We start from the raw sequence: 25,500 nt of genomic DNA on the forward strand, positions 1-25,500 counted from the left end.
ATCTTCATGATGCCTTGCCGGGAGGCGGGGAGGTGTGTCTTTGGAGCCCGTCTTCCCACAGGACCTGGTGGCGCGGATGCCCGGCAAGCTCGGCTTCACCGACGCCGAAACCGGTCACCGACCGCGTCTTCCCGTTCGAGCGGGTCGGCGACGCCCTGGCCCACCTGGAGGAGGGCCGCGCCAAGGGCAAGGTCGTCGCGGAGATGTGACCTCGTGGACGCCCGACGGGCGAGCACCCTCCGGATGCTCGCCCTCCGTCTTTGGCGTGGCTAGACGATCGCCGGCAGCCGGTCGGAGGACCCGGCCGGGGTTCCCGCCGGGCAGAACGCCGCCGTCAGCGCGTTGAACAACGCCACGTCGGGCACCACCGCGTACGTGGTGGCCGAAAGGCTGAAGTAGCGGCCCGTCTCGGGCTGGTGGAAGGAGAAGGTCAGGTAACCCGGGATGCCACCGGTGTGACCCCAGATCTCCGCGCCACAGGGCAGCGCGACCTTGCTCAGGCCCAGGCCGTAACCGGAGTCGAAGGCCGTGGTCTTCATCGCCGCCAGCTGCGCGGGCTTGAGGAGCCGCCCACCGAGCAGGGCCGCGTAGAACGTGTTCAGGTCGCGGGTGGTGGAGATGATGTCACCGACGGCATAGGACGACGAGACGTTCATCGCGGTGATGTCGACCGGCGCGCCGTCCACCTGCACATACCCGTGAGCGTGCGGACCGGTGATCCACACCGAGTTCCCCGGCACCTCGGTGTCCCACAGCCCGAGCGGGCCGACGATGCGGCGATCGATCTCGGCCCCCAGCGACCGGCCGGTCACCCGCTCGATCACCAGCCCGATCAGCACGTAGTTGGTGTTGGAGTACGACCACGCCGTCCCGGGCGGGAACAGCGGGTCGCGGCTGGTGGCCAGCGTGACCAGCTGCCGCGGCGTCCAGCGCTTGTAACGATCGCGCACGACCTGCTCGGGCGTGACGAGAGTGTCGTCGGTGTAGTTGTAGAGACCGCTGGTGTGGTTCAGCAGCTGCCGCAGCGTGATGTTCCCGCCGTTCGGCACCGTCCCCGGCAACCACCGCTCGACGCTGTCGTCGAGCGAGATACGGCCCTCACCGACCAGCTGCAGGGCCACGGTGGACGTGAACGTCTTCGTGACGCTGCCGATGCGGAACCTGCCGTCGACGGGAGCCGGCCGCGAACGGCCGAGCTCGACGACGCCACTGGCCAGGCGCTCGACGCGCGAGCCGTCCCGGAACTCCAGGGTGGACGAGGGCGCGCCATCGGCGACGACGGCGTCGATCTCATCGCGCAGGGATCCGGCGGAAGGGGCGGCGCTCACGGGGGCGGCCACGGACGTGACGAGGGCCAGGGCGAGGACCACTACCCCGATGCGTTGCAGTTTCATGTCCACCGAGTCTCGGTGTCCAATGCGGACGGTGGAAGGGGGTGATCCCTTAAGGCCTGTCCCTGAGGTACCGCCGAGATGAGGCCCTGACCAGGGCGGACGGCCGGAGCTGAAACGGCAGGGGAGATCGATGTCACGTGCTACGGCCATCGCCGCGGACTCTCCCGGTGCCAGGCCACCGACCTCTGTGGACGCACTCGGGCGGGCCGCCGCGGGTACCGATCGGCCTACCCGGGCCACCGCCGATCGGGCGGAATATGCCAATCGGCATATGTCACGCAAAGGGAAGCCGATCTTAGGTTCGGGATGCCGCAACCCGGCGGCATCGACGACAAGGAGAACCCGTGAAACTACTCGGCAAGATCGGCGACCGCCTGCTCGGTCGCGTGGTCCCCAAGGCCGTGGCCCACGCCCGTCCGTGTGAGGTCGTCTACCGCAGCTACTGCGCGGGCACCAAGTGGATCGAGTGCGTTCGCGACATCTGCGCCAACAAGAATCTCGGCTGCGCGGTGGTCTCCAGCGGCTGCTAACTGATGCTCGCTGAGCATCGCAGGGTTCGCCCGGCGGTCCTCGGGCGTGTCACGATCGTCGGCGTGTCCGTGAAGTTTCCGTGTGTGTGCTGTGGCCACCTGACGATGGACTCGCCTCCGGGCCTGCACGACATCTGCCGTGTGTGCTTCTGGGAGGACGACGGGGTCCAGTTGCGCTGGCCCGGTTGGTGGCGGCACCCGGACGGCCGGGGCTGGTGGGAAGAGGCCTGACCCGCAGGGGCGATGTGCACGGTGATGGACCCCGCCGCCTCGCGTCCGGTCACTGCACCGGCCGATACACGATCACCGCCAGGGGATCCTCGCCCGTCGGGTTGCCGCTGCGCGTCCCGTCCCAGTCCTTGATCTCGAGGGTCTCCGACGGCAGGACGCCGGGCTCCACCAGCACCTCACCGAGCGGGAAGCCGAGGACGACGTCGGCGTACTCGCCCGTCTCCAGCAGTTTCTGCCGGTACCACTGGAGCTCACCGGGCGCCTTGTACGCCTCGTCCCTGGACTTCACCTCCCAGATGTGCAGGACGCCGTTCTCATCGAGCATCCAGTCGTCGACGTAGCCGTTGTTGCCGGTGCCGTTCTTGCTGCCGCTGGGCACGATCAGCTCGCGCTCGCCGACGGTTCCGCTGCGGCCGCTGAGTTTGAGCCGTTCTTTGAGGAACTCGGTGACCCTGTCGCGGGCTTTGTTGTGGCGCGGGGTTTTCAGCTTCGCGGGGTCGGACTCGGGGGTGCAGAAGTCGGCCGGGGTCAGCGAATGGTCGCCGAGCCTGTTGGAGATGATGAGTGTGTCGAGGCCGCCGCCGCCGTCACGGCAGGCGTTGATGCCGCCGTTCTTCTGGTGGAGCAGGCTTTGCAGGCCCGCGACGTCCTCGTTCCAGAGCGAGTCGGCGTGCTCGCCCCAGGCGCGTTCGACCCTGATCCGCACGGTTCCGTTGGCGTCGGGTGAGAGCAGGGCGGTCGCGTCGTTGAGGACCGTGACCAGCTCGGCGGCGGTCGTGGCGGTGGTGAGGATGTAGCGGTAGGCGTCCTCGCCGGACGTGACGTCGGCGGTCCACTCCTTGCCATTCGCGTCCTTCGGCGCGGTCAGGCTGACCTTGCCGCCGGGGGACCTGTCGAGGAGGTCGCGGGCGAAGTCGATGGCGTCGACGACGCGCATCGCCTCCTCGTGGGTCCTGGCCGCCGCCAGGCCCTGGGTGGTGGCGCCGAGGCCGTGGAAGGCGTCACCGGCGGAGTTGAGGTGGAGCAGCGCGGGCTGCAGGTGGTACTCGTCCACCTTCGCCATGGCGTCCTTGACGGCGGCCGGGTCGGCGCCTTCGTCGAGCATCCTGTTCATGGCCGCGACCGCGGCCGGGATGAAGGCCTTGTCCAGGCTCGGGACGGCCTTGGCGGGGTCGACGCCCTTGCCCAGGAGGCGTTCGTACGGCTTGGAATCGGCGCCGTAGAGCTCCTGGCAGAACGCTCCGGCGATGACCGTCACGTTGATGGTCCCGCCCGGCGGGGCCGGGTTCGCCGCGCTGAACACCGAGGTGACGCTCGCGCCGGGTTCCAGTCGCCCGATCGGCCGGGAGATCGGTGGCATCACGGGGATGGCGCCGGAGTAGGCGGTGCCGGTGCCGGGCGCGTTGCCGGTGTTGGTGGTGGTCACCGACCACGAGCAGGTCGGGGTGTCGCAGTCGCTGGCGTTGAGTTCGGTTTCGAATCTGGGCTGCTGGGGCGGCAGCTCGGCGGTCTTCGGGGGAGCCTCGCCGGGCTGAGCCGGGGACGCGGCCATGCCCGGGGGCGTGGTGCCCTTGCCCCGCATGGTGTCCGAGGAGTCGGCTCGGGTCCGGGCGGCGTTGTTCTCGTCGGAGGGCTCGGGTGTCAGCGCGATGGAACCGCCGCCGGGAGCGTCCTGGGCGTGCTTGAGGCCGATCGGGACGATGGCCGCGCCGGGTCCGGTGGCCGCCGAGGGGTGCAGGCCGCCGGACTCGATCGGCCCGGCCAGCGACACCACGCGCACCGGCGCGTCGCGGGTCAGCTGCAGTTCCCAGTCGCCGGAGGCGATGACGCTGACCGCGACGCCGTCCACGATCGTGTCGCCGACGACGTCACCGTCCCTGGAGACCGCGCGGACCAGGTCGGCCACCGCGGCGGGACTCAGCGCGGACGGCACGTCGAGCGGGAACGCCTCAGCCGCATCCGGCTGGACCCAGTGGTCCTGGACGCGGCTGACCCGGTCGGGCGCGCGGCGCAGCCACCAGTCGGCGTCACCGTAGACGGCCGAGCCGTCGGGGGTGGCCACGAGCGAGGAGGTGCCCGGGCCGGGATCCTCGACCGTCCCGGAGGCGAAGCCGTCGGCGGTGACGGTGAAGGCGCCGGACACCTCCTCGCCGCTCGGATCGGCGTAGAGGTACCGCAGCCTTAAGGCCGGGGCGGTCCCGAGGAGGTCGGCGGCGCCCGCGACGAGTTGCGCGGTCGGCCGCCACGGCTGCCAGGCGATCAGGCCGGTGAGCCCGGTGCAGGCGAGCAGGACCGCGACGACCGCGAGGGCGTGCCAGCGCGTCAGCCGGATGCTCGGGGGATCGGCGGGCCGGGCGGGCGGAGGCGGCACAGGCCATGGCCGGGGTGCGGGTGCCATGGGGACCGGGGGAGGCGGTGTCGGCCATGGTGGACGCGGCTGCCGAGGGGGTCGGGGATCCAACGGGTCCTCCTTGTGCCGTGCACCGTGAAGGGACCTTCCAGCGGCGCGCCATTGGTACCGGTCTGTCGGATTTCGCGTACGTTCAGCCGCCCCGGCGTCACGTCTCGGCGAGCATGCTGCGTCCGAGCGCGTTGTCGCGGATGTCGAGGAAGAACGCGCGCAACGCGGTGTGGAACTCGGCCCTGGTGATCTGGCCGTCGGCGTCGAGGTCGATCTCGGCGAGGGTGGCCGCGATCGTGGACGCGGTGGCGCGGCCGCCGAAGAGGCGGCCGAACTCCTCGGCGGAGATCGCGCCGTTCCCGCTGGTGTCGGCGGCGTCGAAGATCGCGTGCAGGACGCGGTCCACGCCGTCGGCGGCCCCTGCGGCCGCCTTCCACTCGTGGAAGGCGATCTGGCCGTCCCCGTCGATGTCGGCCGAGGCGGCCAGCCGCTGCCACCAGTCCTCGAAGGCGGTGTGCAGTTCGTCCTCGCGGTCGGGGTCGGTGTCGAACTGGGCGGCGATCTGGCGGGCCATGGCCAGGAAGTCGTGGCGGGTGACGAAGCCGTTGCCGGTCTGGTCGAGCACCTCGGTGAAGAAGCCGGGGGTGCGGCGGCGGGGCGCGTCCAGCCCGAGGCGGGCGCGGGCGTAGGGCATGAATCCCCACGCGGCCGGGAGGACCTGGGTGGCCACGGCCGTCAGCTGGAAGACGCCGCGGGCGGCGAGGTCGGCGTACCAGGGGAGCGCGATGCCGAAGCGGCGGCGGAAGGACGTGGGCAGCACACCGCGCAGCATCAGGTTCGCCGGCTCGTTCAGGACGGCGCGCAGCAGGCTCCACAGTGGCGCGACGCGGTCGAACAGCGCCGGGCGCGGCGCCTGGCCGAAGAAGTCGTCCAGGATGATCCGCGCGGCCTCGGTCAGCTCCACCTCGTGGTCGACCATCTCGGCGAAGTAGACGCGGAAGGCCGCCAGGTCGGGCGGGACGGCGCCGCCGGGGACGCCGAAGTCACCGGCGAGTTCGCAGAACTCCGCGTACATCAGCTCCTGATCGGCCTCCGGGACCGGCTCGCCCGACAGCTCGCCGAGGGTGACCACCGCGTCGAACAGCGTCAGCAGCACCCAGACCCGCCCGCCGGGATCGGCGGCGCTGTACGGGCGTCCTTCGGCGTCGACGCCGGTCATCCGCGAGTGCATCCGCTCCAGCCGCGCGATCTCGGCCGTCCGCTCCTCGTCGGTGCCGTAGGTGAACTTGAGGAGGCTGAGCAGGGTGTTCTGGAACCGCCGCCACAGGTGCGGCCGGAAGCTGGAGTACTCCATGACCGCCGCGCCGATCTGCGGATGGGCGGCCTGAAGAAATATCGCCCGCGGCATGGCGAGGAGAAAGCGCCACTGTCCGATGTAGCGTTTCGTAACCTCAGACCTCATGTCCGCTGATTCTATGGCAAGCCCGCCCATCGCGGCCCGTGTCATCACCGAGGTCTGCGCGCCGTGGGTGTGGTGCCTGGGCGTGCCCTTCGCCGTCGCCCTCCACAGTGTCCCCGGATTCTGGACGGGCGTGGGCTGGGCGGCGCTGATCGCCTTCGCCGCCGCCGGCGTCCCGATGGCCATCGTCGTGCGGGGAGTCCGGCGGGGCACCATCCGCTCCGGCCACCACATCGGCGACCGCACCGAGCGGTACGTGCCGATGATCGCGGCCGTGGTCGTGGCGGGCGCCCTCTGCGCGGTCCTGGCCCTGGGCGGCGCGCCGCCGCCGATGGTCGCCGTCACGGTGGCGATGCTCGTCTCGGCGGTCGTGTGCCTGGCGATCACCGCGCGCTGGAAGGTGTCGGTGCACGCGGCCGTCGCGGCCGGGTCGGCGGCGATCCTGACCGCCTTCTACGGCATCGTCACCGGTCCCTTGTGGCTGGTCGCGGTGGCGGTGTGCTGGTCGCGGGTCCGTCTCGGCGCCCACACGCCCCGCCAGGTCCTCATCGGAGCCCTGCTCGGCGCCATCGGTGGCCTCTACCCGCTGGCCGCGCGGTTCTGAGCGCCGGTGAGCTCCGCGGCGATCCCGGACGCCAGGCGCTCGGCCAGCGGCGCTAGCGCGACGTCGGCGACGACGCTGACCGTCATGTCCTCGCTGGCCCCGGTGAGCGCCACCGCCAGCCCCCGCCGGTGCACCGTGGTGAAGTACGCCTCCACTACCCGCGCCGCGCCCAGGCGCAGCCCGGGCGGCAGCGGGCGCATGCTGGAGCAGGTCATCGCGTTGCGGGTCATGCCCATGTACTCGGCGAGCCGCAACGCGAGGCGACCGGCGCGCAGCGTCCAGCGCATCGCCCGCTCCGCGCCCGCCACGGCGCGGGCCCGGACGTCCGGTGCCGTCAGCCGCGCGACCTCGGCGAGCCGCCGCGCCGGATCGCCCGTCTCCACGGGCAGCCGGATCTCCAGCGGCAGCACCCGGTTGCCCAGCTCGGCGCAGGCGCGCACGTTCACCGGGACCAGCACCCGCGCCCAGCGCGACCCGCCGTCCCCGAGCGCACCGGCCACGGCGGCGAGGAAGACGTCGTTGACCGTGGCCGACGGGCGCCGCAGCGCCGACAGCGGCACCCGCGCCAGCGCCAGGTGCCGCCGCCGCACCGGCCGGTGCGCGACCGGGCGGCGGGCGACGGCGCCCAGGCCGTACCGCAGCGCGGCCACGACACCGGTCGTGGCGATCGTCGTCGTGGTGGGGACGTCGCCGAGATCCCGCGACAGCAGCCGGATCAGCAGCGCCCGCGCGGACAGCCCGTCCAGCAGCGTGTGGTGCACGACGAGCACCAGCGACCAGTCGCCGGCGCCGCCGAGGACGACCAGCCGCCAGCGCGGCCGCTCCTCGGCGAGTGGCGCATCCAGGAGCGCGGCGACCGCGTCCGGCCTGGCATCCTCGGATCCCAGGTGGACATGCTGCTCCAGTGAGCCCTCCCCGGAGTCGTGCCAGCGGCGGCCCCGCAGCACCAGGCGCAGCCGCCCGGCGTCGCCCCAGCGCTCGTCGACGAGCGCCACCAGGTCCTCACGCGACGGACGCGGGCCCTCCATGCGCGCCACCACGCAGAACTGGGCCTCGGCCCGCCCCGCCACCGCGAACAGCGCGTCGACGGGGCTGAGGGGGAGCGGGGTGGAGGGCATGGCGGAAGGCTACCGAGGGGAGGGGGAGGGGCCGTGGCAGCACGCCGGGCCCGTCCGGTGCCGCACGTACACTCCAGCCGTGCCCGACGACGAGAACCTGCCCGGCCTCCTGGACGACGTCGCCCTCGGCCGCGCCGACTCGGAGCGGCTGGACACGGTCCTCTTTCGAGACCGCCTGCATCCCGAGGCGGTGGCCGTCATCGGTCCCGTCATCGACTGGGTGGCCGATCCACGCCTGGCCGAGCCGCTGATCATGTCCACGCTCGTCGAACTCGCCTCGCACCCCGGGGCCGAGCCCACCGCGATCGCCGACGCCCTCACCACGAGAGCGGACACGCTGCTCGACCTGGCCGTCCGCGACCTTACCGGCGATTCAGGAGACATCCCGCGCGAGGCGGCGGTGCTGCTCGGATACTGCCACCCCGACCCCGAACTGTCGGCACGAGTACGGCGAGCGGCCGGGGACGTGACCGATCCGCTGCTGCGGGCGCCTCTCATCGCATCGGCCGCCCGCCTCGACCCGGCCGCCGCCGACTGGCTGACCGGGCTGCTCGCCCCGGACCGGCCGCCGATCACCCAGGCCGCGGCGGTGGCGGCGATGAGCACGATCGGCATACCCGCCACCGACGCCGTCTACGCGGCGTTCATCCGGGCCCGGCTCGCCCACCCCGATCCGTGGCTGCTGACCGAGGACTGTGGATTCCGGCGGCTGATCGACTACCTCGGCGACCGGGGTGACGCCGCGCTCGCCGGCTCTGCGCCGATCGGCTCGCCGCCGACGTGGCCGCGGGCCACCCCGAGCGGCAGCGGATCCTGCACGTGCTCGCCCGCATCGACCACCCGGGCTGGCCGGCGTTCGCGGCGGAGGCGCTCACCGGCGGGTGGGCGCCGCCGCTCGCCGATGCGCTGAGCCGGCTGCCCTTCGACACCGCACTGCGCGAGGCGGTCCACGCCCGGGTCGCCGGAATGGCCCGGTCGCGCCCGATCAAGCTCTGGATGCGCAAGGAGTTCGCCGCCCTGATCAGGCTGCTCACCGCGCACGCCGAGCCGGACACCGCCGACCGGCTCCGCTCGCTGCTGCCGGACGCCGAGGTGCTGCACGCCGAACTCGCGGCTTGGGTAAACCTGCTGACCTGCGACTGTCATGGCCTGCGCGACGGTGCCGGGTCTCGCTGAGCCGGTACCGCGACTAGCGGCGCACCCGAAAGCACAGGTGAAGCACCCGCTCGCCCTGAACCACCACGTCGGGCCCCTCCAGCAGGTGCTGCGCGCCGACCGGCCCGAAGTAGCGCTTGCCGGACCCGAGGACCACGGGCACGACGTCCATGCGCACCTCGTCGATCAGGCCCGCGGCGAACAGCTGGCCGCCGACGTCACCGGCGGAGACCTCGACCACGCGGTCACCTGCGAGCTCCTGCGCCTTGGCCATGGCCGCCTCGACGCCGTCGGTGAAGTGGAACGGCGCCTCGGGGTCCCAGTCCGCAGGCTGCGGCCGGTGCGTCACGACGACCACGTGGTCCACGCCGCCCGGGGGCTTGCCGTCCCAGCCGTCGGTGATGTCGAAGACGTGGCGGCCGACGATGGTGGCCCCGATCCGGTCCCAGTGCGGGCGGGTGTAGTCGTAGGACGCTTGTGACACCTTCAGCGCGCCACTGCCGTCCAGCGGTACGGTGCCGCCGAGGAGCCAGTCGAAGAGCGGTCCGGGCTGGTCGTGCTCGTCGGCGATGAAGCCGTCGACCGACACCGTGCCGTACATGACCACCTTGCCCATGGGCGCTCCTCTACTCGGGGGGACGCCCTCAGATTAGGGTGCGGCGGGCGGTCGCTCTTGTAGAAAATCAATCGGCCGGCAGTGGCCAGCCGTCCAGGATGTGACCGGGGTGTTCGCGCAGGAACCGCCGCCGGATCTCGATGTACCGGGTCGGTGTGAGTCCGGTGAAGGCCCGGAACTCGTGGCCGAAGTGGGCCTGGTCGAAGTAGCCCGCGCCATGGGCGAGGGCGGCCCAGTCGATCGGTGCGGCGGGGTCGATCGAGAGCATGGTGGCGGCGAAGCGGTAGGTGCGGGCGAAGCGTTTGGGCGTGACGCCGATGAGGTCCTTGAAGCGCCGTGCCAGGTGAGTGCTGCTGACACCGGCCGAGGCCCACAGGTCGTCGATGGCCACCGTCCCGCCGGACGCGGCGATGATGCGGCTCGTATGGCCGACCAGCCCCAGGCCGGACGTGTCGCCGAGCCGTCGCATCAGCTCGTCTTCGAGCAGCGTCAGCATGTCGTGCGGATCCCCGGACGTGGCCAGGCGGTCCCGCAGCACGGCGACGGCGGGACGCCCCCAGATCTGCTCCACCGGCACCGGACGGTCGCGCAGCTCGGCGGCGGGCATCGGCAGGAACGGCGCCAGCCCCCAGGGCTTGAAGTGCACGCCGACGGACCGCGTCCTGGGCGGGTAGCCGAACTCCAGCGCGCGGGTCGGCGTGGTGACCACGCAGCCGTCGGCGTAGTCGGCCGCCGCGATGTCGGCACCGGCGCGGATGCGGAAGGGCGCACCGAGGTTGACGATCAGCAGCGCCGACGGCATCGGCGGCAGCGTCAGCCGGGCGTAGGGCGGCGAGCCGTCCAGGTGGTAGAGGTCGTCGATCAGCCCGTCCAGCGGGGGTCGCGGCACTCTGGACACGTAGTCCACGGCCCCAGTATCGCCGGAGCCGGTGCCGCGCCGGCGGGCGCCGCCCGGATCCGGCGAACTGCGCGAAAGGGTGGATCCACGGGCAGGCTCTCCGTCCCCTGTGGACTCGGGCTGGCGACCGAACGCCTCTGACGCCGGGCGCGACGACCTGCTCACCTTGAGTGAAAGTGGCCGCCGAACCCTTGGAGAGAAACGTGACGAACCACCCCGCTCGTCCCCTGCCCCGATCCGTCCGCGTCGAGCTGGAGGAGGCCTTCGGCGCCGACCTCGCCGACGTGCGCGTCCGCGAGTCCGCGCTCCCCGCCGACGGCCCGCGCGCGATGACGCGCGGCGAGACCGTCCACTTCGCGCCCGGCGCCTACGATCCGTCGAGCCCGGCGGGCCGTGAGGTGCTCGCCCACGAGATCGCCCACGTGCTCCAGCAGCGCTTCGGGCGAGTGCGCCACGGCGCCGAGGACGCCCTGGAGGCCGAGGCGATCATCGCCGGACGCGTCTTCGCCGCGGGCCGGACGGTCGGCGTCCCCCGCGGGACGGGCGCGCGCCCGACACCCGCGACGCAGTACTACACCGTCGGACAGGCGGCGGCGCTCGGCGTGGCCGTCGTCAACGGCGCCCACAACGCGCCCACCAACGCGCAGGACTCCTTCATCAGCCAGCGCAAGGGCGGCGCGGCCGCGGCCAACGCGGGCACGTTCCTCCAGCCCGGCGGCGCGGTCAACCTGGAGTCGGCCAACCCGGCGGGAGTGACGCTTCGCCTGTCGGCCAACGGGAACATGGCCGTCCAGGACGCCGACGCCACCCAGCGCCAGCCGAAGGTCTTCTACGCCACGCAGGCGATCGTCGACGAGTCCAACCTCAGGCTCACCCTGCTCAACTCCAACTTCCGCCTGGCCACCGACCCGCCGGGCGCCGCCCAGCGCAGGATCACCAACGGGGCGGCGGTCCTGCTGCGCGTGACACCCCGCAACGTCGCCACCGCCACCGCCGGGCTGACGATGACGGCCGAGCAGTCCTGCAACTCGCTCTTCGACGCCGTCGTCGGAGGGACCGCCCCGCTTGGCCCGCAGCCGTCGTTCCTCCAGCCGCTGAACCCCGTCCCGCACGCCCTGGTCGAATACCACGTCGCCCGCGAACTCCTCAGCCCGCCCAAACCCCCGTACCTCGACGACACCAGCGCGGTGAACCGGGCGACGAGCATGCGGGCCATCGCCGTCGGATTCGCCCAGCGCTCGCGCGGCGCCCTCCCGGCGTTCGTCGCCGACCTCCAGCAGTACGGGGTCAACGAGTACGCGGCCCCGGCCGTCGGCGAGGGCTTCGTGACCTGCTCGCTGCTGGCCACCGCCCTCGGGGCGGGCGTCGCGCCCGCGGCCGTCCCGCCGACCTACCAGGACTTCTACCAGGTCGCCGCCGGTGGCGGACCGCAGACGGTCGCGCACGCCCGCAGCTGGACCTCCCACTACGGCGGCGTGATCGCCAGGGACGGCGCCGACGTGGTCACGCTGGAGAACTACGCCCGCAATGCCGAGGACGCGCTCGCCGCGACCGACACCCGCTACTACTTCCAGATGTACGACACGAACCCGCCCGCCGGTGGCGCCCGCTCCTGGCACCACACGTGGGCGAACACGCCCATGCAGGCCATCGCCGGTGGCGCCGGTCCCGCGACGCACGAGCCGGTCTCGCCGGGCACCCGCGGCTTCACCAACCCGATCACCTTCGCCGTGTCGGCCCCCGACGACCGCTACAACGCGATCGCGACGGCCACGCACGGCGGTGCCGTGCTGAACACGATCAAGACGCACCACAACCAGGTGGCCGGTGCACCCGACGCCCACCAGGAGATGCTGGAGGCGCTGAAGGGCCTGCAGTTCGCCAACGTGCACCTGGCCGCCGGCACCGCCGGGGACGCCGTCAGCGTCGACGGCTGGCGGGCGGCGCTGCACGCCGCGCTCATCGCCGCCCGCTTCCGCGGCAACCACCAGGGGCTGGCGCACGCCTTCGCCCGGGTGGTGAAGATGAAGCGGGTGTAGCGGCCGGGTTCTGTGGCGTCGGCCGGTCCCGGGGCGGGAGGTGTGGGTCCCGGGGCCAGGCCGGACCATGGTCCACATGGTCCTCGCGCACAGTGGGCCGTTCACGAGGAACTCATACCGGTTCGAGAAAGGCCCCGCCGTGCCCGATGCCCCGATCCACCTCGACCGCACCATCGACGGACTCGCCCGGAACCCCGCCCTCCCGCCCGCCCTGATCCGCCGCCTCTTCGCCCACCGCAAGGGTTTCGGCTCCGTGGCCGGGCGCCCGGACCTGAGCGGCGACATGATCGCCGGGATCCTCGCCGAGGACGACTTCTGGCTCACCCACTCGCTCGCGCTCAATCGCACTCTTCCCGACCGATTCCGCATCGCGCTCGCCGGGCACGCCGACCCGGGCATCCGCGCGGCGGTGGCCACGGCCGCCGAGCGCTGGCCGCATGGACTGTTCGAGCGGCTGGCCGATGACGGCGATCCGCTGGTGCGCCGGCGGCTCGCGGAAAACGAGCACGGCCCCGACGACCTGCGCGCCCGCCTCGCCCGGGACCCCGACCCGTCGGTCCGGGCGGCCCTCGCCCAATGGTGGACGCGGGCGCCGGAGTCCGTGCGGCGGCTCCTGCTCACCGACGCCGACGATGAGGTCCGCGCGGCCGCCTGCGCGACCTATTACCGGCGGTTGCCCCATCCCGTCCCGCCCGCCGATCTCGTCCCGGCGCTCCTCGCCGATCCGGTGACCCGCGCGGGAGCCGTCCGTCACTGCTCCCTTGACGGCGACGTCGCGCACCGGCTGGCAACCGACCCGGACCCGGCCGTGCGCAAGGCGGTGGCGGCTCACCCCGAGCTCCGGCCGCCGATCCGCGACCTGCTCGCCACCGATGGCGACCCGGGCGTCGCCCTCGCGATCTTCGCTCGGCGGGACACCCCCGAGGCCCTGCGGGCCACCGTCCACACACGACTCACCGCCGAGACGCCACCATCACCGCCCGATGCCTCCGATGAGGCGCTGATGGACTGGCTGAGCGCCGAAGCCGCACGCCACGAGCTGGCGGGACTGCGGCTCCCCTGGGTCACCGCCGACCCGCTACCGCACGTCGATTCCCCCTACGCCTGCTTCCGCGCGTCCGCCGCGCGGTCCGGCGATCTCCCCGCCTGGGCCGTCACGGCGCTGCTCGCCGATGAGGAATCCGCCGTCCGGACCACCATGGCCGTCAACTCCTCCATCCCGGTCGATTCCGGGACCGCCGAGCGCATCGATCGCGACCACCGCCCCCAGAAGAGGACCCGGTGGCGTCCCGCCGACACGCTCGCCCTGCCGGTGGAGGTCCTGCGCAGGCTCGCCCACGACCCGGACCCGCGCATGCGGCAACTGACGCCCCGCGACCCCGAGCTGCCGTCACACCTGGCCGATGCCCTCGCCGCCGACTCCGACGACGGGGTTCGCCTTGCCATCGCGAGCCATCCCGGCCTCCGACCGGAGACCCTCACCCGCCTCCTGGGCGACCCGGCGGAGAGCGTCGCCGAGGCCGCGGCGAGCCACCCCGCCCTTCCCATCGCCGAGATGGAGCGGCTCCTCGTCCTGGCGGGCCTGTCCCGGGCCCGGTGACATCCCTCTTCCCGACCCCACCCGTTCACCCGCCGTTCGATCAGCGTCCAATGTGGATCAACGAGGCCCGGGCAGGCTGACGGCTGCCGGCCTCCGGGAGCGGACCTGGTACCGCGTGCTGGCGTACCTGTCATGCAACACGACATCAGTCCGTCAGGAGAACGCAATGAATCGCCTGGTGAAGGCAATCGCGGCACTCTTCGTCGCCACCGCGCTCGTCGTGGTGACGACGTCCCCGGCACACGCGGTCAACGTGCGCTACCGCGCCGCGCAGTCCTGCTTCGTCGACGGGCGGGAGTTCCGCGCCGAGATCAAGACCTACGGCAAGCCGACCACGGCGGGCCAGTACACCGAGGTCCAGCAGTGGGGCTACGTGATGGAGGCGGCCGGAGGCGACGCCAGTAACAGCCGTGTCGAGGCGACCCGGGTGAAGTGGGTGGACGGGAGCTGGAAGCGCCTGTCGGGGATCGGCTACGACACCGCCGCCCGTGAGGACAGTTACTGGCACGCCGGTCAGTTCCAGTCCGATCCGGCCCCCTACATCGGTTACGACACCGTCGGTCCCTTCGCGGTCATGGTCCGCGTGTACTTCGACGCCAGCATCTTCAAGACCTGTCAGGTCACCTTGAGGCCCTACGACCTCTACTGGATCGGCTGAACTAGCCCGTCGTGCCCTCGGCGCCGCGCTCGACGCCGAGGGTCGCGATGAGGTCCTCGTGCAGCTGGAACCAGACGCGGTGGCAGGAGTCGACGTCGGTCTTGTCGACCCACTCGGTGCGGCCACCGCGGGCTCGCCGCAGGGCGGCCTGGAAGCGGACGTCGTAGCCGTCGAAGCGGGCCAGCACCCGGGAGAGGCGGCCGTTGAGAGGGGACAGCGCCTCGCCGATCGCGGCCAGCTCGGCGAGCACGCGGTCGTCCCAGGCGGGGTCGCGGTGGTCGTTGGGCGCGAAGCGGTCGGCCGCCGTGGGCTTGAGCTGCCAGTCGGTGCAGGCGCGCAGGAGCCGGGCGTTGAGGGGCAGGAACGCGCGGTGGACGGCTTCGATCTCGCCTCCGGGGTCGGCCTCGGCGCGTTCCTCCGCTAGGCGGCGTTCGTTCTCGGCCTTCCCGGCCTGGGTGAGCGACCAGCCCCGGAGGTCGGCGAAGGCCATGTGCTGCGTCCAGCCCCGGCTCTCGGCGTCGAGGAGGTTGCTCGATGCCTCGGCGGGGGAGATCCCGGCACGGACGGCGATGGCGGGGTCGTCGGCGAAGCCGAGGAGCCGCACGGCGTGGAGTGTGCGCAGGTCGGGCGGGGACGGCCGGGTCACGGCCGCTCGTCCTGGCGCGCGGTGAGCCGGGTGAAGTACTGCTGGCAGGCCTGGGGCGAGTTGAAGCCGGTCGCCTCGGCGATCTGCGCCCAGGTCAGCCCGGCGCCGCGCGCGCTGAACAGCAGGCCGATCTCGGCGCCCTCGACCTCGGCCCGCGCGGCGGGCAGCAGTGCGAGCGCGGCCAGGAGGTCCTCCGGGGTGAGGTCGGCCGCGCGCCACAGCGCGAACTGGGTCAGGTCGACGGCGGTCTGCGGAGCGGGGGCCGGGCGCCATGGACGCCGCTCCAGCTCATCGGCGCCCAGCGCGCGCAGCCGGTCGACCGCCTCGCGCTCGCGTTGAGCCTGCGCGTGATCGGCGTCGCCGGTCGCCCGGAGGTCCTGCTTGCGTTCCATGCGACCCATCCTGCACACTCAACACAATGTTGTCAACACTCTGTTGACAACACGGTATTGACAACAGAGTGTTGATGGATGGTCATGCTCACGACACTGGCGGAGTCCACCCGCGCGACCTGCGGCGGCAAGGCGGCGACCCTCGGCGTGCTCCTGCGCGAGGGCCTGCCCGTGCCCGACGGGTTCGTCGTCCCGCACTTCGGCGCGCTCGACGGCGAGGTGGCGGCGGCGCTCGCGCGGATGGGCGATCCGCCGGTCGCCGTGCGGTCCTCGGCCGCCGGCGAGGACGGGGCCGGCGCATCGGCGGCGGGCCAGTACGAGAGCGTCCTGGCCGTCCAGGGCGCCGACGCCGTCGCCGCGGCGATCCGCGTCTGCCGGGACTCGGCGTCCTCGGCGCGCGTCGCCGGGTACTGGCATCGATCCGGCGGCGACACCACGCCGGAGATGGCCGTACTCGTGCAGCGGCTCATCGACGCCGAGGTCTCCGGCGTGATGTTCACCCCCGCGCGGCCGGGCGATCCGGTCCGCGTCGAGGCGAGCTGGGGACTCGGGCTCGCCGTCGTCGGCGGGACCGTCACCCCCGACGCCTTCGAGCTCGCCGCCGACGGGACCATCGAGCGCAGGATCGCCCGCAAGCCGACGCGCCTGGACCGGGGGAGCGGCGGTGTGGTCGCCCGCGACGTCCCCCTAGAGCGGCAGACATCGTCCACATTGGACGACGGCGAGGTCACCCGCCTCGCCGCCCTCGGCGCCTGCGCGGCCGACCTTCTCGGCGGCCCCCAGGACGTCGAGTGGGCCATCGCCGACGGCGTGATCTGGCTGCTCCAGTCGCGACCCGTCACCGCGCCGCTCCCACCGACACCGAGCGGCGTCCCGCCCGCCGCGTCGCTGACCGGCACCCCCGGCGCACACGGCGTCGTGACCGGCACCGCGCGCGTCGTGCGCGGCCCCGACGACTTCGGCCGCGTCCGGCCCGGCGAGATCCTCATCTGCCCCTACACCGACCCGGCGTGGACGCCCTTGTTCACCGTCGCCGCAGCGATCGTCACCGAGACCGGCGGCGCGCTCTCCCACGCCGCCATCGTCGCCCGCGAGTACCGCATCCCGGCCGTCGTCGGCGTTCCCGGCGCCATCACCCGAGTCCCCGACGGCGCCCGCGTCACCCTCGACGGCACGAAGGGCACGCTCACCCTCCACTGACCACAAGGACACCGCTCATGGCCACCAGGTACCTCTACATCGCCCGCCACGGCGCCGCCGACGCCTTCGGCGAACTCACCGGCACCGGCCGCGAACAGGCGCGCCTCCTCGGCAAACGCCTGGCCCCGCTGCCCATCACCGCCGTCTGGCACTCACCGCTGCCCCGCGCTGCGGCCACCGCCCGCGAACTCGACCTCTTCCTCGGCGGCAGCCCGCGCCTCGCCGAGGCCCCCGAGCTCATCGACCACGTCCCCTACGTCCCCCCGATCGGCGACACCCCACCGTCCTGGGTGCCCTTCTTCGACGGCTACGACGCCGCCGAGGCCGCCGCCGGAAACAGCACCGCCCGCGCCCTCACCGCCCGCTTCGCCACCCCGCCCGACGGCGAGGACGACACCCACGAAGTACTGATCACCCACGCCTACCCCATCGCCTGGCTCGTCCGCGACGCCCTCGACGCCCCACCGGTCCAATGGCTCGGCCTCAGCAGCGCCAACACCGCCCTGACCGTCATCGAGCACCGCCCCGCGACCCCACCGAGCATCGCCATGTTCAACGACATGAGCCACCTGCCGCCGCAACTGCGCTGGACGGGCTTCCCGGACGCGACCAGAGCCTGACGGGACGCGAGGCGGCCGCGCCGCCACGACGGCGGCGCGGCCGGGCGATCACCGCAGCCCGTAGGACCGGATCATCGTCTGCCTCACCGAACCGCCCGCGTCATCGACGGCCGACAGCCGCGTGGACACCGACGTCGCCCCCGCCGGGTGCGTCAGCGTGGCCAGCCCGGCGTCGCCGACGCGGGTCACCGGCACCTTCTTCCACGTCGCGCCCTCGTCGTAGGACACCTCGAAGACCAGGTCCCGCACGGCCGTCGGCGCGGCCCCGGCCTGCTCGCGGACCTCCAGCACCACCAGCTGCGGCAGGCTCCGGCGCGCGTAACCGTCACTGACGCCGGAGGCGTCGAAACGGACCGCGCTCACCGTCGGCACGTCGGCGCCGGGCCGCAGCGCGAAGGACCACTCGGCGCTCGCCCGCGTCCCCAGCTCCGACCAGCCGACCTTCCGGCGTCCTTCGCACGCGATCGAGATCGTCCCGTCGAAGCCTGCCGGAAGGGGCCGCATGATGCCGTTGCAGATGCTTTCGTCGCGGTTGAAGATCTCGGTGCCGTCGGCCTTGACGACGGTCGACCCCGTGTAGTCCGCGCCCCCGCCGTAGCCACCGAACAGCTCGTGCTCGGCGCTGTCGAACAGCCCCGCCCGGAAGGTCATCATCCCATCGGGGTGGCGCTGGAAGGCCGGGAAGACCGGGTCGAGGGAGACGCCGATCGGCGCGGCGTTCCAGCTCTGGTACGACACCCCCGCCGTCAGCTCCACGCGGCGGTCGGTCGGCTCCCCGCCGGTCTCGTCGTGCGGGGTCAGGAACGACGACCACGGGCCCGGCGAGTACATCTCCACCATCGTGGCCGGGATCGGCTGGTCACGGGTCTGCCCGAAGGAGACTCCCCGCTTCACGCCCGCGAAGGCGTCATTGCGCTCGCCGTGGGCCGCCGGGACCCGTCCCTGCGACTGGTAGCGGGTGCGGACCTCGGCCAGCGAGGAATCGGCCAGGGCGCGGACGCTTCCCTCGGGGACCGCGCCCCGGGCTGGGAAGGACAGGTCGTAGGAGACCCCGTCACCCAGCAGCTTCTCGTCGTGGATGTACCAGGAGTTCGGGCCGGGCATGTCCCCGCCGGCGGTGTAGGACGTCGTGTCGCCGGAGTACATCAGCGTCACGTTGTGGCCCATGGTCGAGGCCTCGTTCGCCGCGACCATTACGTCGGCGCCACCCCACGTGGCCGCCTTCCGCTGCACGCTGACGCCGTTGGCGCGCCCGCGCGCCGCATCCCACACGACCTCCCGGTCGGCGCGCAGGTCGACGTCGTCGCTGAAGGACGTCTGGGACTTCGCCGCCCCGTCCGTCTGCCGGATCCCGCCGAACACCGCGTAGCGGCCCGCCGGTATCCGCAGCGTCATGCCGGGTTCCCAGACGGCGTAGCTCTCCTGGGTGTCCACGTTGAACACGGCGGCGTACATGTACGTGATCGCGCCGCCATCCGCCCGGCCGATCGGGCGCACCGAGAGGTCGTACAGCTCCGGTTCCAGGTCGACGCCGAGCGCCGTCCGCACCGACACGCCCGGCGCGGTCGCCGTGACGACGCCCCCGTGGTACCCCGACGCCAGGCCCGCGCCGCGCGCCGAGACCACCACCGTCGCGGTCCCACCGGCGGGGATCGTGAGCGAGGAACGGTCGATGGAGAACGCGTCCCCCGACACCGACAGCGCCAGCGTCACCTCGACGGCCGACGTGTTGGTGTAGGCCACCTTCCGGTCCACCACCGGCCCGTCATGCGGGAACGCCTGCATCGGGAACGAGACGCTCCCGTAGTCGGCGACGACGTCCTGCGCGATCGCCCGCGCCACGTCCAGCCGCCCCGCGCCGACCGCGTCCGCGCCGAGCCCGTCCAGCCCGGTAGCGGCGCCCATGAGCGCCGACTTCAGGCGCTCGCCCGTCCAGCCGGGGTGGCGCTGCTTGAGGATGGCGGCCGCACCGGCGACGTGCGGTGAGGCCATTGAGGTGCCGCTCTTGGCGGTGTAGGGGCCCTCGCCCTCGGTCCCGGCGGCCCGGGCGGCGGTGATGTCGTCGCCGGGGGCGGCGATGTCGGGCTTCACCGCGCCGTCGCCGTAGCGGGGTCCCCGGCTGGAGAAGTCCGACAGGGCGTCCTCTTTGGTCACCGAGGCGACGGCGAGGGCGGAGCCGGCCGACGCGGGGGAGCTCACCGAGCGGTCCAGGCCGTAGTTCCCGGCGGCCACCACCACGAGGGTGTCGGTGGTCGCGCCGATCTCCTCCACGGCCATCGACAGCGGGTCGGTGCCGTCGGACGGGTCGCCGCCCAGGCTCAGGTTGATCGCGGCGGGGTTCTTCCCCGCCGCCCACTGCAGCCCGGCGATGATGTCGGAGTCGGCGCACACGCCGCCGTCATCGCAGACCTTCCCGATGAGCAGGCTCGCCCCGGGCGCGAGGCCCTTGTACCGGCCATTGGAGGCCGCGCCGGTCCCGGCCACGGTGGACGCCACGTGCGTCCCGTGCCCGTTGCCGTCGACGGCCTCGGGGGAGGTACCGGTGAAGTCCCGCGCCTCGACGACCCGCCCGGCGAGGTCGGGGTGCGCCGGGTCGTAGCCGGAGTCCAGGACCGCCACCGTCACACCGGTGCCGTCGTAACCCGCCCGCCACGCGGCGGGCGCGCCGACCTGCGGAACGCTGCGGTCGAGCAGGAGGCGCGAGGTCCCGTCCAGCCAGATCTTCTCCACACCACCGGCCAGCCGGGACCCGGTGACCCGGCTCCACAGCGCGGCGGCGCCCCCGGCGTCCACCTCGAAGGCCTCGGCGCCGATCGCCGACAGCGAGGTGGCGTCCCCGGCGGCCAGCGAGCCCCCGGAGTGCCGCACGATCAGCGGCAGCGTCGCGGTGTGGCCCTCGCGCAGCAGGCGCGAGACCTGGAACAGCCTCGGATCGAGGAGCCCCGAGGCGAGCATCGGCCCGGCGTCGGAGGGGACGACGGTGATCTCCCGCCGCTCGCCGCTCCACGTCGTGTGGGCGCTGTACCCGATGCTCTCGCGGCCCGGACCGGGCTCGAATACCACGTTGTCCGGCGCGTACATCACCACCCGGTCACCGGTGACGAGCGTGACCGTGCGCGGCGGGCCGGAAGGCGTCCCCGGCTCGGAGTCCACCGTGGAGCCGGGTGATGGCGGGTCGGCGTGGGCGGGCGCACCGGCGGCCAGCAGCGCCGCCACCCATCCCACGGCCATGGTCTTGCGGAATCTCATGGATCTCCCGTCCGTGTCCGCGGGTGTTTCCCGCGTCCGGTACATACGCGGTAGGTGGCGAAAAAGGATGACGGCCCTCCTGCGGCTCCTGGACGCCTGGGAACCGCGCATCGCCGAGCACGCCACCGCCGGCGGCGAGGACTCCCGGGCCCTGATCACCTGGCCCACCAGGGACACCGGGGCCGGGCACGGATTCACCCCCGGCACCTCCTTCGCCATCCGCCCCGCCGGCCTGCCCACACCCGGCGCCACCACGCGGACGACGATCCGCCCGGCCGGCGGGCCCTGACCTGGGTCGCCGAGGACATCGGCGAACTCGTCGGGCTCCTCAAGTTCGACCCACCGCCCGGCGCTCGCCGAGGCCTGACCGTATCGCCCGGTTCACTGACTTGTTCGCCATAACCGTCTCGACTACGCCAATTGCCCGCTTAGCTCCATGAGTGGGACGCTGAGTCGCTTTTGGTTCACCTCAAGCGATCCAGGGAGGATCACATGCGACTCATCACCCGGCTCACCGACACGCTCGTCGACCGGCTCGCGCCGAAAGGCGTCGTGACGGCGAGCTGTACGCCGCACACCTTCTGCACCTGCAACTCGACCGGCAACTGCCGTGAGTGCGAGACGCGCCAGAACTGCGACACCCACTGCCGGAACGTGTTCAGCTGCCACTAGTGCGACGGCGGTGAGCGCCGTCGAGGCACTCACCGCCATCGGGATGTGACGCGGACGCCGCTCACCACCATGGCCCGCCATGGTGGTGAGCGGCGGGGTGAGAGGTCAGGCCGCCGTCGGGAGGCTCTTGCGCGGGGTCTCGTTCCAGACGATGAGGAGCCCGGAGACCAGCACCGTCACCGCGGTCAGGGCGTGGACCCACAGGGCGGTGGCGACGCTTCCGTCGCGGACGATGACCGTGGTGGCGTCGAAGAAGGGCATGAACGACATGGCGACGAGGACCCATCCGGCCGCCCGCGTCTGCCGCGTGACCAGCAGGACGACCAGGATCAGTCCCAGGCCGAGGTCGCGGCCGCCCTTGATGACCAGCATGCCGACGTCGTCGCCGGTCGGCCAGCTGGTGAAGCCGAAGCCGGCGGCGGAGCCCACGGGGTCCAGGACGTAGAAGAGACCCATGTAGAGCAGGAACAGGGCGCCGGCACCGGCCAGCAGGTGGGTGAAGATGGTGAAGGCGCGGGACTTGCGGGTGGTGGGCGTGGACATCGTGACTCCTCAGGGGTGGGTTCGCACTCTAGAATCGCTAGAAGTTCTAGCGGTGCTAGCGCTTACGAGGAGGAACGTTAGCACCGTGTCCCGGTCTTGTCTAGCGGCGCTAGAAAATATTTCGACGACTAACGCGGGGGCAGTGCTCGTAGATCTAGCGATGCTAGGATCCGGGCATGGAACCCGGGTCCCGCAAGGAGCGCGAGCGCGCCGAGCGCCGCCGCGCGATCATCACCGCCGCCCGCGACATCGCCGAGAGCGAGGGCTGGCCGGCGGTGACCACCCGCCGCCTGGCCCAGAGCATCGAGTACAGCCAGCCGGTCATCTACGGGCACTTCGCCAACATGCAGGCGATCGTGGCCGCCGTGGCCATCGAGGGCATCGTGGAACTGACCGTCCACCTGCGCCGCGCCCGCCTCGCCGCCGCCCCCGAGAACATCCCCGACGCCGTCGCCTGGGCCTACCTCGACTTCGCCCGGGCCCATCCCGCCCTCTTCGACGCGATGTTCACGCTCCCCAACGGCCTCGACTTCGGCGGCCCCGACGCGCCCGTGGAACTCGTGGACGCCTTCGGCGAGCTCATCGAGGCCTTCGCGCCTCTGGCCAAGGGCGAGGATCAGGAGACCTACGTCGAGATGGCCTGGAGCGCCATCCACGGCCAGACCGTGCTGGGCATGAGCGGCCGCCTGCGACCGCAGGTCGCCGCCGAGCGCATGGCGATGCTGGTGCGGGTGCTCAAGCGGGAGTGACCGCGTCCGTCCGTCGGCCACCCGAAGGCACCCGACCGCGACGGCACCGCGCCGAACGGCTCCGGCCGCGATGGCCCGCAGTGGGCGGCGAACATGCCGCCGGGGCCGGACCCGGCCACCGCGAGCCGGTATGTCACGTGCGGGTCCTCCGGCAGTCGCGGCGTCAGCGTATGGCGGGGCGGTGACGATACCCCGCGAGCGCACGGCACGCTGCCCCTCAGCCCGGCGGGCGGATGGCGATGGTGCTGATCGCGCCGTTGCCCCAGACGGTGGTGTTCATCAGGACGCGGCCGTCGAGGGAGAGCACGGTGAACTCCGGGACGAATCGGTGTGTCAGCAGCGCACCCATCGGGCTCCGGAGCTGCTCGACCCCACTACCCGCGAGATCCCACTCGTCGAGGAGCCGGACGCGCACCCAGCCCTGGACGTACTCGGCGGCCGAGGTGGAGTAGTCGGCCGCGAACAGGAACTCCCGGTCCTCGCCGAACAGCCCGTGCTCCACCGCCATCCGGTACCAGCCCGCGTTCACCTTGCCCACCATGCCGGGCTCATCGACGTCGGCGACCTCATGCGGAGGCGAGTCGAAGCGCCCGTGCTCAGGGCGGGCGCTCGCAGGACTGTGGCCGGGCGGCAGCGCGGGCCGCCGGACCTCGCCGTGGATCCGCGTGATGAAGAGCAGCCCGGCCCGGGCCAGCGCGGCCGCCATTTCCCCGTTGGTCATGGGCACGCCGTCACCCGTCCCGACCCGGGCGCCAGCCCCGCAGCACCGCCGGGATCGCCGCGGCGAACGTCGCCTCGGCGACCGCAGGGGTCAGCGCCCCGGCCAGTTCCAGGGTGACCAGTCCGTGCAGGCTCACCCAGATCGACAGCGCGATGGCCTGCTCGTCGCCGCTCAGGACGCCCTCATCGCACGCGCGGCCGATCGCGTCCAGCAGGATCCCGATCGGGTCGCCCGTGCCCACGGGGCCGGTGGGCTCGAAGGTGCGGACGCCGCCGAACAGCACGGTGTACAGGTGCGGCTGGTCGAGCGCCCAGCGGCGGTAGGCCGCCGCGAGGGTCTCGATGCCGGTGAGGGCGTCCGGGGACCGGGGGACCGCCGACAGCGCGCCGAAGAGCCCGGCGACGGCGCGAGCGCGGACCTCCTCGACGAGCGCCTCCTTGCTGCCGAACAGCGTGTACACCGCCGCCGTGGCCGCTCCGGCGGCGGCGGCCAGCGCGCGGATGGTGACCGACTCCGGCGGCCTGGTGGCGAACAGCTCGGTGGCGGTGACGACGAGGCGCTCCTTGACGGTGTCGTCGTTGGTCCTGGGTCTGCCCATGGCGTCACTCTACCGGGTTTGCTAACGTCGTTTTGAAACATCGTTCTGAAACGAGGTGCATCCGTGCGCACATCCCTCCGGGCACTCGCCCGCCTCGGCATCGCGCTCGCCGCCGTGGCCGGCCTGCTCGTCCTCTTCCTGGCGCTCATCGCCGCCACCGACGGACTCTGGTCGGGCACCGCCGCCTGGGCCGCGACCGTCGCCACCGGCGCCGGCCTGGCGATCTGGCGCGGACGCCGCCGCGCCGGGCCGCGCAGACTCCTGCCGCTGCTGCCCGTCGCCATCGCCGCCGCGCTCGCCGCGTCGGTCTGCGTCCCCACCGTCCCCACCGACCGGCCGGCGAGCGACGCCGAGCGCTGGGAGCTGTCCACCGGCAGCCGGGTCGCCGTCTACCACTACCCACCCGCACCCGGCACCGCCGTGCACGCGACGCCGCTGGTGTACCTGCACGGCGGGCCGGTGCGCTCCATCGCGTTGATCGACCACGGCTTCCTGCGCGGACTGGCCGCGCGCGGCTACGACGTCTACGCCTACGAGCAGGCCGGAGGCGGGCGCAGCGACCTGCTGCCCATGGACGAGTACGGCATCGACCGCTCGGTGGCCGACCTGAAGGCGTTCCTCGACCGCCTGGGCGAGCCCGCCGACGTCCTCGGCTTCTCAGCGGGAGCGGTGGTGCTGACCCGGGCACTGGCCGAGCCGGACGCCGCCACGCGGATGCGCCGGGCGATCATCGCCGAACCGGGCCCGATGGACGGTCCGACCGCCGCCATCGAAGGCCGCACCGGACTCCCCAACGCCCGCGGCATCGCACCCGCCCCCGAAGGCCCGCGCGCCACGACCACGCCGAGATACGCCGTCGCCTTCGGGCTCATGCGCCTGGGGCTGCTCTCACCCGAGACCGACCTGATCGGCCAGGCCGAAGGGGTGAACGCCTTCAAGGCCGCCGACCTCGGCGGCGACGCCGCCTCGACCTACTGCGCGAAGGACGCCGACCGCATCCCCGCACAGGACAGCGCCGGGAACTTCTCCTTCAGCGCCGCGGCGAGCATGCGCGTCCAGGAGACCATCCGCGACTCGCCGTCCATCGCCGAAGGCCTCGGCGCGTCCACCGTCCCGGCGATGCTGATGATCGCCGAGTGCTCCTCGCAGACGCGCGAGTGGGCGACGGCCGTCCTGGCCGCCGATCCCGCGATCGAGCGCACCCAGTACCTGCCCGGCGTCGGGCACCGCCTGTGGAACGGGCTCGACGGCAATGACGAGCGGGCCGCGTCCGTCGTCGAGGCGTTCCTGGACGGAACGGACGCGCCGCTGCCGAACTACCCGCGCGCGGCGGACATCCTTGCGTTCCTCGCCGACGGGCGGTGACCCGGTAGGCCGATGCGTGGATGGGAGTGCGGCCTCTCGCTG

The 25,500-nt window shown here is 72.7% G+C and carries 27 protein-coding genes; 15 read left to right on the top strand and 12 right to left on the bottom strand.

Annotated features, from left to right (window positions below; translation table 11 throughout):
* Nucleotides 1-32: 32 nt before the first annotated feature.
* Nucleotides 33-209, top strand: coding sequence for a zinc-binding dehydrogenase (locus QSK10_RS16325; protein ID WP_285663675.1), 177 nt, complete (start codon nt 33-35; stop codon nt 207-209).
* A 60-nt stretch (nt 210-269) separates the two neighbouring features.
* Here QSK10_RS16325 and QSK10_RS16330 read toward each other — a convergent pair whose 3' ends face one another.
* The gene (locus tag QSK10_RS16330; protein WP_285663676.1) at nt 270-1,394 is read right to left on the bottom strand and encodes a serine hydrolase domain-containing protein; all 1,125 of its coding nucleotides are present in this window, start codon (nt 1,392-1,394) and stop codon (nt 270-272) included.
* 344 nt (nt 1,395-1,738) lie between these two features.
* Between QSK10_RS16330 and QSK10_RS16335 the strand changes: the two genes are divergently transcribed.
* Entirely contained in the window at nt 1,739-1,924 is a 186-nt protein-coding gene (locus tag QSK10_RS16335; RefSeq protein WP_285663677.1) for a hypothetical protein, read from the top strand.
* A gap of 3 nt (nt 1,925-1,927) precedes the next feature.
* The gene (locus QSK10_RS34300; RefSeq protein WP_432705334.1) at nt 1,928-2,155 is read left to right on the top strand and encodes a CPCC family cysteine-rich protein; all 228 of its coding nucleotides are present in this window, start codon (nt 1,928-1,930) and stop codon (nt 2,153-2,155) included.
* Nucleotides 2,156-2,204: 49 nt separating this feature from the next.
* Here the strand turns inward: QSK10_RS34300 and QSK10_RS16340 are convergent, their stop codons facing one another.
* The gene (locus QSK10_RS16340) at nt 2,205-4,526 is read right to left on the bottom strand and encodes a hypothetical protein (RefSeq protein ID WP_285663678.1); all 2,322 of its coding nucleotides are present in this window, start codon (nt 4,524-4,526) and stop codon (nt 2,205-2,207) included.
* 187 nt (nt 4,527-4,713) lie between these two features.
* Nucleotides 4,714-6,018, bottom strand: a complete 1,305-nt coding sequence (locus tag QSK10_RS16345) for an oxygenase MpaB family protein (protein ID WP_285663679.1) — start codon at nt 6,016-6,018, stop codon at nt 4,714-4,716.
* A gap of 13 nt (nt 6,019-6,031) precedes the next feature.
* Here QSK10_RS16345 and QSK10_RS16350 point away from each other — a divergent pair, with 13 nt between their 5' ends.
* Nucleotides 6,032-6,619, top strand: coding sequence for a phosphatase PAP2 family protein (locus tag QSK10_RS16350; RefSeq protein ID WP_285663681.1), 588 nt, complete (start codon nt 6,032-6,034; stop codon nt 6,617-6,619).
* Here QSK10_RS16350 and QSK10_RS16355 read toward each other — a convergent pair.
* Nucleotides 6,595-7,737, bottom strand: coding sequence for a WS/DGAT domain-containing protein (locus tag QSK10_RS16355; protein ID WP_285663682.1), 1,143 nt, complete (start codon nt 7,735-7,737; stop codon nt 6,595-6,597). The two genes, QSK10_RS16350 and QSK10_RS16355, sit on opposite strands and share 25 nt — an antisense overlap.
* 79 nt (nt 7,738-7,816) lie before the next feature.
* Here QSK10_RS16355 and QSK10_RS16360 point away from each other — a divergent pair, with 79 nt between their 5' ends.
* Both QSK10_RS16360 and QSK10_RS16365 read left to right on the top strand, forming a co-directional pair.
* Nucleotides 7,817-8,647, top strand: coding sequence for a hypothetical protein (locus tag QSK10_RS16360; RefSeq protein ID WP_285663683.1), 831 nt, complete (start codon nt 7,817-7,819; stop codon nt 8,645-8,647).
* Nucleotides 8,648-8,703: 56 nt separating this feature from the next.
* Nucleotides 8,704-8,913 carry a hypothetical protein gene (locus QSK10_RS16365; protein ID WP_285663684.1) on the top strand — a complete coding sequence of 70 codons (210 nt, stop codon included), beginning with the start codon at nt 8,704-8,706 and terminating at the stop codon, nt 8,911-8,913.
* A 13-nt stretch (nt 8,914-8,926) separates the two neighbouring features.
* Here the strand turns inward: QSK10_RS16365 and QSK10_RS16370 are convergent, their stop codons facing one another.
* Nucleotides 8,927-9,508: a dihydrofolate reductase family protein gene (locus QSK10_RS16370; protein ID WP_285663685.1), complete on the bottom strand. Its 582-nt coding sequence runs from the start codon at nt 9,506-9,508 to the stop codon at nt 8,927-8,929.
* 67 nt (nt 9,509-9,575) lie between these two features.
* Entirely contained in the window at nt 9,576-10,415 is an 840-nt protein-coding gene (locus QSK10_RS16375) for a helix-turn-helix domain-containing protein (protein WP_285663686.1), read from the bottom strand.
* Between the two features lie 194 nt (nt 10,416-10,609).
* On the opposite strand from QSK10_RS16375, the gene QSK10_RS16380 reads away from it, so the two are divergent.
* From QSK10_RS16380 to QSK10_RS16390, 3 genes are all read left to right on the top strand, one after another.
* On the top strand, nt 10,610-12,445 hold the full coding sequence (locus QSK10_RS16380) for an eCIS core domain-containing protein (protein ID WP_285663687.1): 1,836 nt from the start codon (nt 10,610-10,612) through the stop codon (nt 12,443-12,445).
* A gap of 139 nt (nt 12,446-12,584) precedes the next feature.
* Nucleotides 12,585-14,045: a hypothetical protein gene (locus QSK10_RS16385; RefSeq protein ID WP_285663688.1), complete on the top strand. Its 1,461-nt coding sequence runs from the start codon at nt 12,585-12,587 to the stop codon at nt 14,043-14,045.
* A 166-nt stretch (nt 14,046-14,211) separates the two neighbouring features.
* On the top strand, nt 14,212-14,703 hold the full coding sequence (locus QSK10_RS16390) for a hypothetical protein (protein WP_285663689.1): 492 nt from the start codon (nt 14,212-14,214) through the stop codon (nt 14,701-14,703).
* A 1-nt stretch (nt 14,704) separates the two neighbouring features.
* On the opposite strand, the gene QSK10_RS16395 is transcribed toward QSK10_RS16390, so the two are convergent.
* Both QSK10_RS16395 and QSK10_RS16400 read right to left on the bottom strand, forming a co-directional pair.
* On the bottom strand, nt 14,705-15,349 hold the full coding sequence (locus QSK10_RS16395; protein WP_285663690.1) for a transcriptional regulator: 645 nt from the start codon (nt 15,347-15,349) through the stop codon (nt 14,705-14,707).
* The gene (locus QSK10_RS16400; RefSeq protein ID WP_285663691.1) at nt 15,346-15,741 is read right to left on the bottom strand and encodes a DNA-binding protein; all 396 of its coding nucleotides are present in this window, start codon (nt 15,739-15,741) and stop codon (nt 15,346-15,348) included. Before QSK10_RS16400 ends, QSK10_RS16395 begins: the two co-directional genes overlap by 4 nt.
* A gap of 84 nt (nt 15,742-15,825) precedes the next feature.
* Here QSK10_RS16400 and QSK10_RS16405 point away from each other — a divergent pair, with 84 nt between their 5' ends.
* Together QSK10_RS16405 and QSK10_RS16410 are read left to right on the top strand one after the other, a co-directional pair.
* The gene (locus QSK10_RS16405) at nt 15,826-16,941 is read left to right on the top strand and encodes a PEP/pyruvate-binding domain-containing protein (protein WP_285663692.1); all 1,116 of its coding nucleotides are present in this window, start codon (nt 15,826-15,828) and stop codon (nt 16,939-16,941) included.
* A gap of 17 nt (nt 16,942-16,958) precedes the next feature.
* Nucleotides 16,959-17,561, top strand: a complete 603-nt coding sequence (locus QSK10_RS16410) for a histidine phosphatase family protein (protein WP_285663693.1) — start codon at nt 16,959-16,961, stop codon at nt 17,559-17,561.
* A 48-nt stretch (nt 17,562-17,609) separates the two neighbouring features.
* On the opposite strand, the gene QSK10_RS16415 is transcribed toward QSK10_RS16410, so the two are convergent.
* Nucleotides 17,610-20,810 carry a S8 family peptidase gene (locus tag QSK10_RS16415; RefSeq protein ID WP_285663694.1) on the bottom strand — a complete coding sequence of 1,067 codons (3,201 nt, stop codon included), beginning with the start codon at nt 20,808-20,810 and terminating at the stop codon, nt 17,610-17,612.
* Between the two features lie 67 nt (nt 20,811-20,877).
* Between QSK10_RS16415 and QSK10_RS16420 the strand changes: the two genes are divergently transcribed.
* Nucleotides 20,878-21,099, top strand: coding sequence for a hypothetical protein (locus QSK10_RS16420; RefSeq protein ID WP_285663695.1), 222 nt, complete (start codon nt 20,878-20,880; stop codon nt 21,097-21,099).
* A 203-nt stretch (nt 21,100-21,302) separates the two neighbouring features.
* Complete coding sequence (locus tag QSK10_RS16425) at nt 21,303-21,482, top strand: hypothetical protein (RefSeq protein ID WP_285663696.1); 180 nt, start codon at nt 21,303-21,305, stop codon at nt 21,480-21,482.
* A 105-nt stretch (nt 21,483-21,587) separates the two neighbouring features.
* Here QSK10_RS16425 and QSK10_RS16430 read toward each other — a convergent pair whose 3' ends face one another.
* Nucleotides 21,588-22,025: a DUF4267 domain-containing protein gene (locus QSK10_RS16430; RefSeq protein ID WP_285663697.1), complete on the bottom strand. Its 438-nt coding sequence runs from the start codon at nt 22,023-22,025 to the stop codon at nt 21,588-21,590.
* A gap of 176 nt (nt 22,026-22,201) precedes the next feature.
* On the opposite strand from QSK10_RS16430, the gene QSK10_RS16435 reads away from it, so the two are divergent.
* Complete coding sequence (locus QSK10_RS16435; RefSeq protein WP_285663698.1) at nt 22,202-22,774, top strand: TetR/AcrR family transcriptional regulator; 573 nt, start codon at nt 22,202-22,204, stop codon at nt 22,772-22,774.
* 217 nt (nt 22,775-22,991) lie between these two features.
* Here the strand turns inward: QSK10_RS16435 and QSK10_RS16440 are convergent, their stop codons facing one another.
* Entirely contained in the window at nt 22,992-23,495 is a 504-nt protein-coding gene (locus QSK10_RS16440; RefSeq protein ID WP_285663699.1) for a hypothetical protein, read from the bottom strand.
* Nucleotides 23,496-23,505: 10 nt separating this feature from the next.
* Nucleotides 23,506-24,093 carry a TetR-like C-terminal domain-containing protein gene (locus tag QSK10_RS16445; RefSeq protein ID WP_285663700.1) on the bottom strand — a complete coding sequence of 196 codons (588 nt, stop codon included), beginning with the start codon at nt 24,091-24,093 and terminating at the stop codon, nt 23,506-23,508.
* Between the two features lie 63 nt (nt 24,094-24,156).
* Here QSK10_RS16445 and QSK10_RS16450 point away from each other — a divergent pair, with 63 nt between their 5' ends.
* The gene (locus tag QSK10_RS16450) at nt 24,157-25,458 is read left to right on the top strand and encodes an alpha/beta hydrolase (protein ID WP_285663701.1); all 1,302 of its coding nucleotides are present in this window, start codon (nt 24,157-24,159) and stop codon (nt 25,456-25,458) included.
* Nucleotides 25,459-25,500: the final 42 nt, after the last annotated feature.

It is taken from the genome of Actinorhabdospora filicis, from assembly GCF_030269765.1.
GTDB classification, from domain to species: domain Bacteria; phylum Actinomycetota; class Actinomycetes; order Mycobacteriales; family Micromonosporaceae; genus Actinorhabdospora; species Actinorhabdospora filicis.

Coding starts and splice junctions, on each gene's coding strand:
- QSK10_RS16355 (WP_285663682.1), bottom strand. CDS start 7,737: ATGCCCTCCACCCCGCTCCCCCTCAGCCCCGTCGACGCGCTGTTCGCG.
- QSK10_RS16350 (WP_285663681.1), top strand. CDS start 6,032: ATGGCAAGCCCGCCCATCGCGGCCCGTGTCATCACCGAGGTCTGCGCG.
- QSK10_RS16400 (WP_285663691.1), bottom strand. CDS start 15,741: ATGGAACGCAAGCAGGACCTCCGGGCGACCGGCGACGCCGATCACGCG.
- QSK10_RS16365 (WP_285663684.1), top strand. CDS start 8,704: ATGGCCCGGTCGCGCCCGATCAAGCTCTGGATGCGCAAGGAGTTCGCC.
- QSK10_RS16440 (WP_285663699.1), bottom strand. CDS start 23,495: ATGACCAACGGGGAAATGGCGGCCGCGCTGGCCCGGGCCGGGCTGCTC.
- QSK10_RS16405 (WP_285663692.1), top strand. CDS start 15,826: ATGCTCACGACACTGGCGGAGTCCACCCGCGCGACCTGCGGCGGCAAG.
- QSK10_RS16420 (WP_285663695.1), top strand. CDS start 20,878: ATGACGGCCCTCCTGCGGCTCCTGGACGCCTGGGAACCGCGCATCGCC.
- QSK10_RS16435 (WP_285663698.1), top strand. CDS start 22,202: ATGGAACCCGGGTCCCGCAAGGAGCGCGAGCGCGCCGAGCGCCGCCGC.
- QSK10_RS16430 (WP_285663697.1), bottom strand. CDS start 22,025: ATGTCCACGCCCACCACCCGCAAGTCCCGCGCCTTCACCATCTTCACC.
- QSK10_RS16425 (WP_285663696.1), top strand. CDS start 21,303: ATGCGACTCATCACCCGGCTCACCGACACGCTCGTCGACCGGCTCGCG.
- QSK10_RS16410 (WP_285663693.1), top strand. CDS start 16,959: ATGGCCACCAGGTACCTCTACATCGCCCGCCACGGCGCCGCCGACGCC.
- QSK10_RS16370 (WP_285663685.1), bottom strand. CDS start 9,508: ATGGGCAAGGTGGTCATGTACGGCACGGTGTCGGTCGACGGCTTCATC.
- QSK10_RS16445 (WP_285663700.1), bottom strand. CDS start 24,093: ATGGGCAGACCCAGGACCAACGACGACACCGTCAAGGAGCGCCTCGTC.
- QSK10_RS34300 (WP_432705334.1), top strand. CDS start 1,928: ATGCTCGCTGAGCATCGCAGGGTTCGCCCGGCGGTCCTCGGGCGTGTC.
- QSK10_RS16390 (WP_285663689.1), top strand. CDS start 14,212: ATGAATCGCCTGGTGAAGGCAATCGCGGCACTCTTCGTCGCCACCGCG.
- QSK10_RS16345 (WP_285663679.1), bottom strand. CDS start 6,018: ATGAGGTCTGAGGTTACGAAACGCTACATCGGACAGTGGCGCTTTCTC.
- QSK10_RS16330 (WP_285663676.1), bottom strand. CDS start 1,394: ATGAAACTGCAACGCATCGGGGTAGTGGTCCTCGCCCTGGCCCTCGTC.
- QSK10_RS16415 (WP_285663694.1), bottom strand. CDS start 20,810: ATGAGATTCCGCAAGACCATGGCCGTGGGATGGGTGGCGGCGCTGCTG.